Below are 13,987 nucleotides of genomic sequence, written 5' to 3' on the forward strand. Positions count from 1 at the left end.
CGCCTGTCGTTCGGACGACGGGCGAGGGCTTGACAGGTATGTTTCAATGGATGGTTGTGCGCCCCGGCTGGCAAAGCCCCGGGCGCGACGCACATCCTGGTTTTGACCCCGATTCACGAACCACAGGCGATTGACATGGCCACTCCCGTCACCATCCTCACCGGCTTCCTCGGCAGCGGCAAGACGACGCTGCTCAAGCGCATCCTGAACGAACAGCACGGCATGAAGATCGCCGTGATCGAGAACGAGTTCGGCGAAGAGAACATCGACAACGAAATCCTCATCCAGGATTCGAACGAGCAGATCATCCAGATGAGCAACGGCTGCATCTGCTGCACGATCCGCGGCGACCTCGCGCGCACGCTCGGCGAGCTCGCCGCGAAGAAGCGCGAAGGCAAGCTCGACTTCGACCGCATCGTGATCGAAACCACCGGCCTCGCGAATCCGGGCCCGGTCGCGCAAACCTTCTTCATCGACAGCGAGATCGCCGACGATTTCCTGCTCGACGCGGTCATCACGCTGGTCGACGCGAAGCACGCGAACGCGCAGCTCGACGAGCACGAAGTCGTGCAGCGCCAGGTCGGCTTCGCCGATCGCCTGTTCATCACGAAGTCGGACCTGGTCGACGACCAGACGGTGGCCGGCCTCAAGCATCGCCTGATGCACATGAACCCGAAGGCCGCGATCAAGGTCGTGAACTTCGGCGAAGCGGACATCAAGGAAATCTTCGACCTGCGCGGCTTCAACCTGAACGCGAAGCTCGAGATCGACCCCGACTTCCTCGCCGAGGACGATCACGCGCACCACCACCACGATCACGACCATGATCACGATCACGCCAATTGCGACCACGATCACGGTCAATGCGCGCACGATCACGACCACGGCCATGGCCATGGCCACCACCACCACGCGCACCACGACGACAAGATCAAGTCGTTCGTGTACCGCAACGACCGTCCGTTCGACCCGAACAAGCTGGAAGACTTCCTCGGCGGCATCCTGCAGATCTACGGCGAGCGGATGCTGCGCTACAAGGGCGTGCTGTACATGAAGGGCGTCGACCGCAAGGTCGTGTTCCAGGGCGTGCACCAGATGATGGGCAGCGACCTCGCGTCGAAGTGGCTGCCGGTCGAGAAGAAGACCAACAAGATGGTGTTCATCGGCGTCGATCTGCCGCAGGACCTGATCACCGACGGCCTCGACGCCTGCCTCGCCTGACGCGCGCGGGCAACCGCCGCACACGCCGCCGCGAGGCCGCCTCGCAGGCGGCTGCGGCGGCCGCGGGGCGCCCTTTTCGGGCAGGGTTTCGCCGTCATCGCTTTTTCGCGATTTGCGCGTTATATTTTCTAGATATTGGCGCAGCCGACGGGGATCGACCCGATACGGCGCCCGCTTGCGATTCAGTTACAATACGTGCCCGCTGGAGTACGGCAACAAACAGGCCCGGTTCTTGCTGAACCAGTTTTCCGGGCATCGCAACCGCGCCGGATCGCCAATCCGCCTCCCGGCCGCGGCCGATGCGATGTGCCGCGCAGCACACCGGTTCGCAGCGCGCGCAACTCCGCGCCAGGCCTATCCTGGTATTTGAGAACCGGTTTTCCAGAGGCTTTCGGCCCCGCGGCGGCAAATCGCAAATGATTGCAAGGGCGGTTGCGGGTAATCCCAAAGTGCAGGCAATATCTATCGATTTGCCGCACATTGAAGAAGCAAGCAGATGACGAAGAAACTCTTGACCGAAGCCGAAATCCTGAAGATGAGCGACAAGGATTACATGAATGAGGATCAGCTCGCCTTCTTCAAAAATCGGCTCGAACAGTTGCAGGCGGACATCCTCAAGAATGCAGGCCAGACGACCGAGAACCTGCGCGAGACGGTGATCGTGCCCGATCCCGCCGATCGCGCGACGATCGAGGAAGAGCACGCGCTCGAACTGCGTACGCGCGATCGCGAACGCAAGCTCCTCAAGAAGGTTCAGCAGTCGCTCGCCCGCATCGATTCCGGCGATTACGGCTGGTGCGAGGAAACCGGCGAGCCGATCGGCATTCCGCGCCTGCTCGCGCGTCCGACCGCCACGCTGTCGCTCGAAGCGCAAGAGCGCCGCGAGCTGCGCCAGAAGCTGTTCGGCGACTGATCGAGCGGCGTTCCGCTCAAACACGCTGCTTCCCGAAAGCGCGCGGCCTGCCGCGCGCTTTTTGTTTTTCCGGCACCGGTTCCCCGCCGGCCGCCGATTTGCCCACCCCGCCTCTTGATATCCCGGCGCCCGCCCTAAAATGAAACGGATGCGCGCCGGGCCGCTTCCCGGCGCACTGCGAGTTACGCGGCGGCGCCTCGCGCCCCCCGACTCTTCCCCGTTTTTCTCAAGGAACGCAGATGGAGCAATTTCACGGCACGACCATCGTTTCGGTCCGGCGCGGCGACAAGGTCGCGCTCGGCGGCGACGGCCAGGTAACCCTCGGCAACATCGTCATGAAGGGTGGCGCGCGGAAAGTGCGGCGGATCTACAACAACCAGGTGCTGGTCGGATTCGCGGGCGGCACCGCCGATGCGTTCTCGCTGCTCGACCGCTTCGAGGCGAAGCTCGAGAAGCACCAGGGCAACCTGACCCGTGCGGCCGTCGAGCTCGCGAAGGACTGGCGAACCGACCGGATGCTGCGCCGCCTCGAGGCGATGCTGATCACGGCCGACGCCACCACCACGCTCGTCATCACCGGCAACGGCGACGTGCTCGACCCCGAAGAAGGCATCTGCGCGATCGGCTCGGGCGGTGCGTATGCGCAGGCGGCAGCCCGCGCGCTCGCGGAGAACACCGAGCTGTCGCCGCGCGAGATCGTCGAGAAGTCGCTCGAGATCGCCGGCGACATGTGCATCTACACGAACCACAACCGCATCATCGAAACGATCGAGTAAGGACCGCACCATGAGCACCATGACCCCTGCCGAGATCGTCTCGGAACTCGACAAGCACATCATCGGCCAGGCGAAGGCGAAGAAGGCCGTCGCGGTCGCGCTGCGCAACCGCTGGCGCCGCCAGCAGGTCGCCGACCCGCTGCGCCAGGAAATCACGCCGAAGAACATCCTGATGATCGGGCCGACGGGTGTCGGCAAGACCGAAATCGCACGCCGCCTCGCGAAGCTCGCGGATGCGCCGTTCATCAAGATCGAAGCGACCAAGTTCACCGAAGTCGGCTACGTCGGCCGCGACGTCGACAGCATCGTGCGCGACCTGATCGAGATCTCGGTCAAGCAGACGCGTGAAACCGAGATGCGCAAGGTGCGCAGCAAGGCGACCGACCAGGCGGAAGACCGCATCCTCGACATCCTGCTGCCGCAACCGCGCGCGGTGGGCTTCGGCGGCAACGCCGAGCACGCGAACGACGACAACAACGTGACGCGCCAGACGTTCCGCAAGCGCCTGCGCGAAGGCCAGCTCGACGACAAGGAAGTCGAGCTCGACCTCGAGCAGCCGTCGGCCGGCATGGACATCATGGCGCCGCCGGGGATGGAAGAGATGACCGAGCAGATCCGCTCGATGTTCTCGAACCTCGGCAGCGGCAAGAAGCAGCGCCGCAAGGTGAAGATCAAGGAAGCGCTGAAGCTGCTGACCGACGAGGAAGCGGCGAAGATGCTCAACGACGAGGAAGTGAAGACGAAGGCGGTGCAGAACGTCGAGCAGAACGGCATCGTGTTCCTCGACGAGATCGACAAGATCACGTCGCGCAACAACGAAGGCAGCGGCGGTGAAGTGTCGCGCCAGGGCGTGCAGCGCGACCTGCTGCCGCTCGTCGAAGGCACGACGGTCAACACGAAGTACGGGATGGTGAAGACCGATCACATCCTGTTCATCGCGAGCGGCGCGTTCCACCTCGCGAAGCCGAGCGACCTGATTCCGGAACTGCAGGGCCGCTTCCCGATCCGCGTCGAGCTCGACTCGCTGTCGGTGAACGACTTCGAAGCGATCCTCGTCGCGACCGACGCAAGCCTCGTCAAGCAGTACCAGGCGCTGCTCGCGACCGAAGACGTGCAGCTCGAATTCGCCGACGACGGCATCCGCCGCCTTGCGGAGATTGCCTATTCGGTCAACGAGAAGACCGAGAACATCGGTGCGCGCCGGCTGTACACGGTGATCGAGAAGCTGCTCGAGGAAGTGTCGTTCTCGGCCGGCAACCATGCGGGCGAATGCGTGACGATCGACGCGAAGTATGTCGATCGCGCACTCGGCGAAGTGGCGCAGGACGAAGACCTGTCGCGCTACGTGCTGTAACGCGCGCGGCGTCGAATGCGAGACGGGCGGCCCGGCGGGCCGCCCGTTTTCATTGGTGCGCCGGGCGGCAGGCAGCCATGCGCCGCCCGTCCGCCTGCGCGATCGCGCGCCGTATCCCGCGGCACGCGTCGTACGGAATCGGCCTCGTCGTGACGATCACGGCGCGCGGCGCGCCGCTTACTGCCGCACCGGCTTCTTCGCGAGCTTGCGCTGCAGCGTGCGGCGATGCATGTTCAGCGCGCGCGCGGTCGCTGAAATATTGTTGTTGTTCTCGGCCAGCACGCGCTGGATGTGCTCCCATTCGAGCCGGTCGACCGACAGCACGACCGGATTCTCGAGCGCTTCGTCGGCCTGCACTTCGGTCGCGTTGGTCTGCAATGCGGCCAGGATCGACTCGACGTTCGCGGGCTTCGCGAGATAGTTGTCGGCGCCTTCCTTCACCGCCTGCACGGCGGTCGCGATGCTCGCGTAGCCGGTCAGCACCAGGATCCGCGCGTCGGGCTGCAGGTCGCACAGCGGCGCGATCAGGCTCAGGCCCGAATCCTCGCCGAGATGCAGGTCGACGGTGATGAACTGGAACTTGCCGCCCGCGGCGAGCCGCAGCGCCGCCTCCTTGTCGTGCGCCTGCTGGACCGCGTAACCGCGCCGCTCGAGGCCGCGCGCGAGCGTGCCCGCGAACACCTCGTTGTCGTCGATCACCAGGAAATTGTTCTCGCTCATGTGGTTTCTCCGTCTACGTGTTGGTTGAGGCGGCCGATGCCGCGACGCGCACGACCGGCAGCCGCAGCACGGCCCGCGTGCCGCGCGCGGCGGCCGCACCGGCCGGGCGGCTGTCCGGCGTGCCGGTTGTCCGTTCGGCGCCGCGCTGGCCCGTGCGCTGTGCCGATCCCGCCGCGGCGTGACCATTCGCCGCACTGCCCGCCCGCCCGTTGCCGCCCGCCGCGCGCGGCACGACATCGGACAGTTCGATCTCGCCGCCGAGCCGCGCGGCCGCGCTGAACGCGAGATACAGGCCGACCCCGTGCCCGCCCTGCGTGCTGTCGACCGGCATCGCACCGAGCGACTCGCGCAGCGAGGCCGGAATGCCGGGCCCGTCGTCGCATACCTCGAATTCGATCTTGTCGGCCGTGCCCGCGTGCGCGACCTTCGCGGCCAGCGTCACGCGCTGCGGGCTCGCGCGCGCGGCGTTGTCGAGCAGGATCGTCAGGATCTGGCCGGCCGCGACCGTATCGTCGAGCGCGACGCCCGCCGGGCGCGCGCCGAGCAATTCGAACTGCACGTGCGGATGCCGCAGCCGCCAGTGCTCGACGAACGTGTCGAGCCAGTCGTCCACCGGCTGGCGGCTCGCGGGCGCGCTCGCGCGGCTGCGCAGGCGCGCGAGCGCCGACGTGCAGAGCGTCATCTGTTCCTCGAGCACCTTCAGGTCAGCCTCGTAGCGGGCCAGCCCCGGATCGTCGCGCGCGGCGTCGCGCAGCTCTTCGGCGAGCATCGCGATCGTCGACAGCGGCGTGCCCATTTCGTGCGCGACGGTGGCGGCCTGCACGCCGAGCGCGACCGCCCGCTCGTCGCGCAGCAGGTGCTGCTGCGCCTCGCCGAGCGCCGCATCGCGCTGGCGCAGCGCATTCGACATGCGCGCGACGAACCACGCGATCAGCCCGACGCTGACCATGAAGTTCGCCCACATCCCGGTACGGTAGTAGTCGAACAGGTTCGCGGGATTGTCCATGTTCAGCGGCACCGAGTCGAAGCCGAGCGCCGCGTAGCACGCGACCGCGAACGCCGCGAGCCAGATCATCAGGTGCCACGGCAGCACGGCCGCCGCGATCGCGAGCGACGGCAGGTACAGCGACACGAACGGATTGGTCGTGCCGCCCGACAGGAACAGCAGCGCGGACAGCGCGCCGAGGTCGACCCACAATTGGCCGAGCAGCTCGAAATTGGTCTCGGGCCGCGCGCGCAGCACGCGCACCCAGGTCAGCGCGTTGAAAACGATTTCGAGCGCAATGACCATCAGCATCGCCGGCAACGGCAGATGCACGCCGAAATAGGTCTGCACGACGCCGATCGTCACGAGCTGGCCGATGATCGCGAGATTGCGGAGCCAGAACAGGTGACTGAGGTTGACGCGCCCGGTGGTGGTGATTCGTTGCATCCGCGCAGTTTACCCGTTTAGCGGGCGGCGCCTCTAGCGGGGCCGGATCGGCGCGCGGCGAGCGGGACGCCCCGCGTGCGCGGCCGATGCGGTCAGCCGGCCGCGCCGGCCATCCGCTGCGCGATCTCGTCGGCCAGGCACTCGGGGCAGCGGCAGCGTGCGCCGGCCGCGGGCGGCGTACCGTCGGGCAAGACCGGCATCGACGCGCACCAGCATTCGAACGGCTGCGTGCGGGCGCCGCAGTCGAAGCTGCGCCCGCAGTGCGGGCAGCGCGCGCGGCGCGGGGCGGAACGGGCGTCGGCGGCGGAATCGGTCATGGCTAAAGCGCTCGAGCGGGCGGGAAGCCGCCCTACGCGACAAGCATAGCGCGGCGAACGGATTTTGCACGCCGGCCGTTCGGCCGAGGGCCATTTCCAATGCTCGCGCCCCCTCGCCGCCACCGCCCGCACAGCGCTGCCCGCAGCGTGGCGCACATCGCGCCGCGCCATAGCCGGCGGGCCGCCGCGTGCGGTGCGCGGGCCGCGCCGCCGGTGTTCCGGCCCGTCCAAAAACCCGATGCTGCGCTGCGCCACTCCTGTACAATTCGCCGTGTTTCAACCGTTCCCAGCCAGAGCCGCCGCCATGTCCGAGCCCATCGACCTCTCGCAGATCGCCCCCACGCTGAAAGCAGAAATCCTCGCCGAGGCGCTGCCGTACATTCGCCGTTACCACGGCAAGACCGTGGTCATCAAATACGGCGGCAACGCGATGACGGAAGAGCGGCTCAAGCAAGGCTTCGCACGCGACGTGATCCTGCTGAAACTGGTCGGCATCAATCCGGTGATCGTCCACGGCGGCGGTCCGCAGATCGATCACGCACTGAAGAAGATCGGCAAGGCCGGCACCTTCATCCAGGGCATGCGCGTCACCGACGAAGAGACGATGGAAGTCGTCGAATGGGTGCTGGGCGGCGAAGTGCAGCAGGACATCGTGATGCTGATCAACCACTTCGGCGGCCACGCGGTGGGCCTGACGGGCAAGGACGGCGGCCTGATCCACGCGCGCAAGCTGCTGATGCCGGACCGCGACAACCCGGGCCAGTACATCGACATCGGCCAGGTCGGCGAAGTCGAGGCGATCAACCCGGCAGTCGTGAAGGCGCTGCAGGACGACGCGTTCATCCCGGTGATCTCGCCGATCGGCTTCGGTGAAGATGGCCTGTCGTACAACATCAATGCCGACCTCGTCGCGGGCAAGCTCGCCACCGTGCTGAACGCCGAGAAGCTGCTGATGATGACCAACATCCCGGGCGTGATGGACAAGGACGGCAACCTGCTGACCGACCTGTCCGCGCGCGAGATCGACGCGCTGTTCGAGGACGGCACGATCTCCGGCGGCATGCTGCCGAAGATCTCGTCGGCGCTCGACGCCGCGAAGAGCGGCGTGAAGTCGGTGCACATCGTCGACGGCCGGATCGAGCACTCGGTACTGCTGGAAATCCTGACCGAGCAGCCGTTCGGCACGATGATCCGCTCACATTGAGCAAGCGCAGCAAGACCGCCACACCCGACTTGCCGGCCCCGCTGCGGCGCCGGCGCGTGTCGCGCAGCCGGCCCCGCGCCGGCGCGCCGGTGTGGCTGTTCGATCTCGACAACACCCTTCACCACGCATCGCACGCGATCTTTCCCGAGATCAACCGCGCGATGACGCAGTACATCATCGACGCGCTGCAGGTCGAGCGCGCCGAAGCCGACCGCCTGCGCACCGGCTACACCGAGCGCTACGGCGCCGCGCTCCTCGGCCTCACGCGCCACCATCCGATCGACCCGCACGACTTCCTGCGCGCGGTCCATACGTTTTCCGACCTGCCGGCGATGGTGCGCGCCGAGCGCGGCCTCGCGCGCATCGTCGCCGCGCTGCCGGGCCGCAAGCTGATCCTGACCAACGCGCCGGAGAACTACGCGCGCGCGGTGCTGCGCGAGCTGCGCATCGAGCGGCTGTTCGAGCGCGTGATCGCGATCGAGCACATGCGCGACCGCCGCACCTGGCGCGCGAAGCCCGATCACACGATGCTGCGCCGGACGCTGCGCGCCGCCCATGCGCGCATGGCCGACACGATCCTCGTCGAAGATACGCGCGGCCACCTGAAGCGCTACAAGCGTCTCGGCATCGGCACGGTATGGATCACGGGGCACCTGCCGGGCCATCTGCCGGTTACCGGACGCCCCCACTATGTCGATCAGCGCATTCGTTCGTTAAAATCGCTGCGACTGGGCACACGATCGGGGCGACAAAAATGCAGCCGACTTACCCGCAGGACCAAGCCGTAAAGGAAGACCAGGCCACACCGTCCCGCGCGCGCCCGAAACCGGGCGAGCGCCGCGTGATGATCCTGCAGACGCTCGCGGCGATGCTCGAGGCGCCGAAACCCGAGAAAATCACGACCGCCGCGCTCGCGGCCAGGCTCGTCGTGTCGGAAGCCGCGCTGTACCGGCACTTCCCCAGCAAGGCGAAGATGTACGAAGGGCTGATCGAGTTCATCGAGCAGGCGCTGTTCGGGCTCGTGAACCAGATCGTCGCGAAGGAGCCGAACGGCGTGCAGCAGGCACGCACGATCGCGCTGACGATGCTCAACTTCGCCGCCAAGAACCCCGGCATGACCCGCGTGCTGACCGGCGAAGCGCTGGTCGGCGAGGACGAGCGGCTCACCGAGCGCGTGAACCAGTTGCTCGACCGCATCGAGGCGACCGTCAAGCAATGCCTGCGCGTCGCGCGCACCGAGGCGAACGCGCCGCAGGACGGCGCGCTGCCGTTCGTGCTGCCGGCCGACTACGATCCGGCCGCCCGCGCGAGCCTGCTCGTCAGCTACGTGATCGGCCGATGGCACCGCTTCGCGAAGGGCGGATTCCAGAAACCGCCCGGCGAACAGGCCGATGCGCATCTGCGGCTGATCCTGCAGTGAGGCTCTTGATGGCGGCCAGGTTCGATCCCGCCGATCTAGCGGCATCGCCTTTCCGCGCAGACGCAGCAACCGTACGCCCGGCAACGCGCTTCGTGGACGGAACGTAGCGGCCCTCCGGAAATCGACCTGACCGATACCCGGATTGGGTACCTCGCTCGCATGCGAGGCTTGCCCTAAACATTTCGTAGTCCAATCCAAAATTCTCCGGTGCTCCGGACAGGCCGGCGCGTCGCATTGCGCGCGATCCCGCCGACGGCCACGCTTTGCACCGCCCGCGCGCTTAACTATTTTTATACGAAATTCGGTACGCGTTCGATGATTTTTCCTGGCCAATTAGGAAACGTCCAATTTTTACAAATGCCTTACTTGGAAATAATGTCGCCAGTTTCCAGCCGCTGTTGCAGCCGACCCGCTTCAGCGACGGCGACCCACAGCGACAAGGAAACGTCGGTGCGTCGCTTCGCGGCGCAAGGCCATCATTAACAGGTACATACATGTCCAAGAAAGCACTTTCCATTCTGCTGGCGACGGCGGGTCTCTTCGGAGCGGCCTCGTCCGCGCAAGCTGCAGACGGCACGATCACGATCACCGGTGAAATCACCGCCCAGACCTGCACGATCTCGGGTGATGGCGGCGGCAAGGATTTCACCGTCACGCTGCCCAACGTGTCCACGTCGTCGCTGTCCGCATCGGGCTCGACGGCCGGCCGCAAGCCGTTCCGCATCGCGCTGTCCAACTGCTCGCCGAACTCGGGCAACGCGTCGGTGTACTTCGAGCCGGGCACGACCGTCAACGCGCAAACCGGTCAGCTGTTCAACAAGACGGGGGACGCGACGAACGTCGAAGTCGGCCTGTTGAACAAGGACGGCTCGAACATCAAGCTCGGCGCGGCCCTGGCGCAGCAGAACTCGCAGGTCGTCCCGATCTCGGGCGGCTCGGCAACGCTTGACTACTACGCGCAATACGTCGCGACCGGCGGCGCCGCCACCGCAGGTACGGTCGGCACGTCGGTCATGTACTCGGTCGCGTACCAGTAATCCATCTCGCAACGCACGGCCCGAATCGTGCAGCACCGGCGGCTCGGGCCGCATCATGCCGGTAGCGCTCCCCCTTCTATATATAAGGAAAACTAAATAATGACAGTGTCAACGAACTGGTGTTCGAGCGCGAGCGCCGCCGTGCTGGTTGCGTCGCTCGCTTGCGCCGGCGTCGCCGACGCAAGCGTGGTGATCGGCGGGACGCGCGTGGTTTATCCCGAAAAAGAGCGCGAGGTCACGGTGAAATTGACCAACGAGGGGGAGAGACCGTCGCTCGTGCAGGCGTGGATCGACGACGGCCATCCCAATGCGCTGCCCGACGACACGAAGGTGCCCTTCATGCTGACGCCGCCGCTGTTCCGCCTCGACCCGAAGAAGGGCCAGAGCCTGCGGCTGATCTATACGAAGGAACCGCTCGCACAGGACAAGGAAACCCTGTATTGGCTCAACGTGCTCGACGTGCCTCCCCAGGCGGCGGACGATCCCGAATCGCCAAACCTGCTGCAGCTCGCGTTTCGTTCGCGCATCAAGCTGTTTTTCCGCCCCACCGCCCTGCAAGGCGTGGCCGACGAGTCCGCGGAACAGGTCACGTGGAACTTCGCCCCCAAGGCGGGCGGCGGCTATGCGCTGCTGGCAACGAATCCGACGCCCTACCACGTGACGTTCACGAAGCTGACCGTCAAGGCAGGCGGCACGTCCCGGACCAACGACATGGGCGGCATGGTCAAGCCCAACGCAACCGAACAGTTCGACGTCGGCCACGTCTCGTCGCTGCCCACCGGGCCGATCGAGGTCGACTACACGTTCCTCAATGATTACGGCGGTGGCGTCGAAGGCAAGTACGCGCCAAAGAAAGCGCACTGACGCACCGCGTCCCTGAATCAACCCGTTGCTAACCGGCGGTGCGGCGATCGCACCGGCGCAGGCATACCGTCGCTCGCGCCATGACGATGCGGCATCAACACATTGAATTCATGCGAGCGAATCATCCTATTCAGCCACTCGAAGCCATCACGGGCCTCACGCCCAAACCGGGCTATCTGCTCGTGATGGCGGCGCTCGGCAGCTGGACTGCCGACGGGTTCGCCGTCGTCACGCCCGGTAGGTCCGACGCCCCTCTCCAGGTGGCTCAGGTCCACTTCAATGACACGCTGATGATGAAGCCGCGCGGGCAACGGCTCGATGTCGATCGCTTCGCGCAAGGCAATCCGGTTCAGGCGGGCGACTACCTGGTGGATCTCTACGTCAACGGGACATGGAATGGCCGATCAACGGTGCGTTTCGACGCGAAAGCCGGCGAAACCAATGCGGTGCCGTGCTTCGACCGCGCGCTCGTCGCGAGGCTCGGCCTCGACGATGCGGCGCTGACCGACGCCGCACGCGACGAACTGGCGCGCGTGCAGGTTGGCGAGTGCACCGACATCGACAAGCTCGTCGCAGAGGCAAGATACGAATTCGACCTGTCGGAACTGCGCATCAACGTCAGCATCCCGCAGGCGGCGCTGCTGCGCAATCCGCGCGGTTACGTGAGCCCGACGCTGTGGGACAGCGGCGTGCCGAGCGCGACGCTCAAATACAGCGCGAACCTGTTCCGCAATACCTCGTCAGGCTACGCAAGCACGCAGTCATTCGTGGGCTTGAACGCGGGCGTCAATATCGGGAACTGGCATTTCCGGCACAACGGCAGTTATAGCGCGCAATCGCAAGGCGACAGCCGCTATCAGAGCCTCAATACCTACGTGCAGCGCGACCTGCCGAAATGGCGCAGCCAGCTGAAGATCGGCGAGACCTACACCGACGGCACGCTGTTCGACAGCGTGGGCATGCGCGGCGCCACGCTTGAATCGGACGACCGCATGCTGCCCGACTCAATGCGCGGCTATGCGCCGGTCATTCGCGGCGTCGCGACGACCAACGCGCACGTCAACGTAACGCAAAACGGCACCGTGCTGTACGAAACCAACGTTGCGCCGGGGCCGTTCGAGATCAACGATCTGTATCCGACCGGCTATGGCGGCAACCTGCTTGTCACCGTCACCGAGGCGGACGGCAGGAAGCACAGCTTCACGGTGCCATATGCGGCCGTCGTGCAATCCATGCGCCCGGGCGTCTCGCGCTACGCGTTTGCGGTGGGTCAGATGCGCGATGCAGGGTTGAATCGCCACCCGAATTTCGCGCAGGCCACGTATCAGCGCGGCATCAGCAACCTGCTGACCGGCTATGTCGGCGCGATCGCGGCGGAAAACTACGTGGCGGGGCTGGTCGGCGCGGCGTTCAACACGCCGGTCGGCGCACTCGCCGTCGACGTCACGCATGCGAGCGCGCACATTCCGGGCGTATCGGCAACGAGCGGCCAGAGCGTCCGTGTGAGCTACAGCAAGTCCATCGAGGAGACCGGCACCAACATCGCGGTCGCTGCTTACCGCTATTCGTCGCGCGGCTATTGGACGATGCGCGACACGATGTACGCCCGTGAACAGGCGGCAGCCGGCATGGATCCGAACAACGCATTCCGGCAGCGCAACCAGATCCAGCTGACGCTGAACCAGACGCTCGGCGAAGGGCGCGGCACGCTGTTCGCGGTGGGTTCGACGATCAGCTACTGGAACCGCCAGGGCACGACCACGCAGTTCCAGGTCGGCTACAACAACAGCCTGCGCGTCGCCGGCCTCAACCTGGGCTACAACCTGTCAGTCTCGCGGCAGCGCGACGGCTTCACGGGGCGACTGAGCAATCAGGTGTATGCGAACGTCACGGTTCCGCTCGGTCGGCGGTCGTACGCACCGACGCTGAGCGCAAGCGTCGCGCGCGACAACCAGGGCGGCACGACCGGCCAGATGGGGCTGACCGGCACCGTCGGGACGTCCAGCGCATTCTCGTACGGCATCAACGTCAACGCTGGCAATGGTGCGACATCCGGCGGCGGCAATGCGCAATATCGCGCCCCGTGGGCGACGTTCTCGGGGAGCGCAAGCGGCGGCAGTGGCTACTCGAGCGTATCCGTCGGCGTATCGGGCGCGCTCGTCGGGCACGCCGGCGGCGTCACGCTCGCCAACGATCTCGGTGAGACAGTCGCGATCGTCGAGGCGAAGGACGCCGTCGGCGCAAGCCTCTCGAGCGGCACCGACGTGCGTATCGACCGGCGCGGCTTTGCGGTGATCCCGAATCTGACGCCGTATCAGCTGAATACGATCGAGCTCGATCCGAAGGGTATTCCACTCGATGTCGAGATGCTGTCGACCAGTCAGCAGGTCGCGCCGCGCGCGAATTCGGTAGTCAAGCTCAAGTTCGAGACAGCGACCGGTCGCGCCGTGCTACTGACGATGCGCCAGCCGAACGGCAAGCCCGTGCCGTTCGGCAGCACCGTGGTCGATGCGGACGACAAGACCATCGGCATGTCGGGACAAGGCGGCACCCTATTCACCCGCAGCTTGAACGACTCGGGCGTGCTGACGGCGAAATGGGGTAATCGTGCAGCCGATGCTTGTAGGTTTTCGTACCAGTTGCCGACGGAGCGCAGCAAACATGCAGCATACGAGCGCATGGATGCGAAATGCGACTACGCACCGCCCAAGGCAAAAGAATAAGACGCC

The 13,987-nt window shown here is 65.8% G+C and carries 13 protein-coding genes; 10 read left to right on the forward strand and 3 right to left on the reverse strand.

Annotated elements, in window-relative coordinates; all coding sequences use genetic code 11:
* Positions 1-135: 135 nt before the first annotated feature.
* The 4 genes from CFB39_RS17155 (at position 136) to hslU (ending at position 4,264) form a co-directional block, all read left to right on the forward strand.
* On the forward strand, positions 136-1,221 hold the full coding sequence (locus CFB39_RS17155) for a GTP-binding protein (RefSeq protein WP_089473723.1): 1,086 nt from the start codon (positions 136-138) through the stop codon (positions 1,219-1,221).
* Positions 1,222-1,717: 496 nt separating this feature from the next.
* Complete coding sequence (dksA, locus tag CFB39_RS17165; protein WP_006477498.1) at positions 1,718-2,134, forward strand: RNA polymerase-binding protein DksA; 417 nt, start codon at positions 1,718-1,720, stop codon at positions 2,132-2,134.
* Between the two features lie 239 nt (positions 2,135-2,373).
* A complete protein-coding gene (hslV, locus tag CFB39_RS17170) occupies positions 2,374-2,910 on the forward strand; it encodes an ATP-dependent protease subunit HslV (protein ID WP_011353540.1) in 537 nt (178 codons plus the stop codon).
* Between the two features lie 10 nt (positions 2,911-2,920).
* Complete coding sequence (hslU, locus tag CFB39_RS17175; RefSeq protein WP_089426571.1) at positions 2,921-4,264, forward strand: ATP-dependent protease ATPase subunit HslU; 1,344 nt, start codon at positions 2,921-2,923, stop codon at positions 4,262-4,264.
* A gap of 177 nt (positions 4,265-4,441) precedes the next feature.
* Here hslU and CFB39_RS17180 read toward each other — a convergent pair whose 3' ends face one another.
* From CFB39_RS17180 to CFB39_RS17190, 3 genes are all read right to left on the reverse strand, one after another.
* Entirely contained in the window at positions 4,442-4,984 is a 543-nt protein-coding gene (locus CFB39_RS17180; RefSeq protein WP_021156278.1) for a response regulator transcription factor, read from the reverse strand.
* A gap of 13 nt (positions 4,985-4,997) precedes the next feature.
* Positions 4,998-6,416: an ATP-binding protein gene (locus CFB39_RS17185; protein ID WP_089473724.1), complete on the reverse strand. Its 1,419-nt coding sequence runs from the start codon at positions 6,414-6,416 to the stop codon at positions 4,998-5,000.
* A 92-nt stretch (positions 6,417-6,508) separates the two neighbouring features.
* The gene (locus CFB39_RS17190; protein ID WP_089473725.1) at positions 6,509-6,733 is read right to left on the reverse strand and encodes a cysteine-rich CWC family protein; all 225 of its coding nucleotides are present in this window, start codon (positions 6,731-6,733) and stop codon (positions 6,509-6,511) included.
* A 304-nt stretch (positions 6,734-7,037) separates the two neighbouring features.
* Between CFB39_RS17190 and argB the strand changes: the two genes are divergently transcribed.
* The 6 genes from argB (at position 7,038) to CFB39_RS17225 (ending at position 13,981) form a co-directional block, all read left to right on the forward strand.
* Positions 7,038-7,937: an acetylglutamate kinase gene (gene argB / locus CFB39_RS17200; protein ID WP_006490510.1), complete on the forward strand. Its 900-nt coding sequence runs from the start codon at positions 7,038-7,040 to the stop codon at positions 7,935-7,937.
* Positions 7,934-8,725, forward strand: a complete 792-nt coding sequence (locus CFB39_RS17205) for a pyrimidine 5'-nucleotidase (protein WP_089473726.1) — start codon at positions 7,934-7,936, stop codon at positions 8,723-8,725. Before argB ends, CFB39_RS17205 begins: the two co-directional genes overlap by 4 nt.
* The gene (gene slmA / locus CFB39_RS17210; protein WP_089473727.1) at positions 8,692-9,357 is read left to right on the forward strand and encodes a nucleoid occlusion factor SlmA; all 666 of its coding nucleotides are present in this window, start codon (positions 8,692-8,694) and stop codon (positions 9,355-9,357) included. Before CFB39_RS17205 ends, slmA begins: the two co-directional genes overlap by 34 nt.
* A 494-nt stretch (positions 9,358-9,851) precedes the next feature.
* Positions 9,852-10,394 (forward strand): fimbrial protein, encoded by a 543-nt coding sequence (locus tag CFB39_RS17215; protein WP_089473728.1) that lies wholly within the window; start codon positions 9,852-9,854, stop codon positions 10,392-10,394.
* Positions 10,395-10,493: 99 nt separating this feature from the next.
* Entirely contained in the window at positions 10,494-11,258 is a 765-nt protein-coding gene (locus CFB39_RS17220; protein ID WP_089473729.1) for a molecular chaperone, read from the forward strand.
* A 110-nt stretch (positions 11,259-11,368) separates the two neighbouring features.
* The gene (locus CFB39_RS17225; protein WP_089473807.1) at positions 11,369-13,981 is read left to right on the forward strand and encodes a fimbria/pilus outer membrane usher protein; all 2,613 of its coding nucleotides are present in this window, start codon (positions 11,369-11,371) and stop codon (positions 13,979-13,981) included.
* The last annotated feature ends 6 nt before the right edge of the window (positions 13,982-13,987 follow it).

The organism is Burkholderia sp. AU6039 (assembly GCF_002223365.1).
Classification (GTDB): domain Bacteria; phylum Pseudomonadota; class Gammaproteobacteria; order Burkholderiales; family Burkholderiaceae; genus Burkholderia.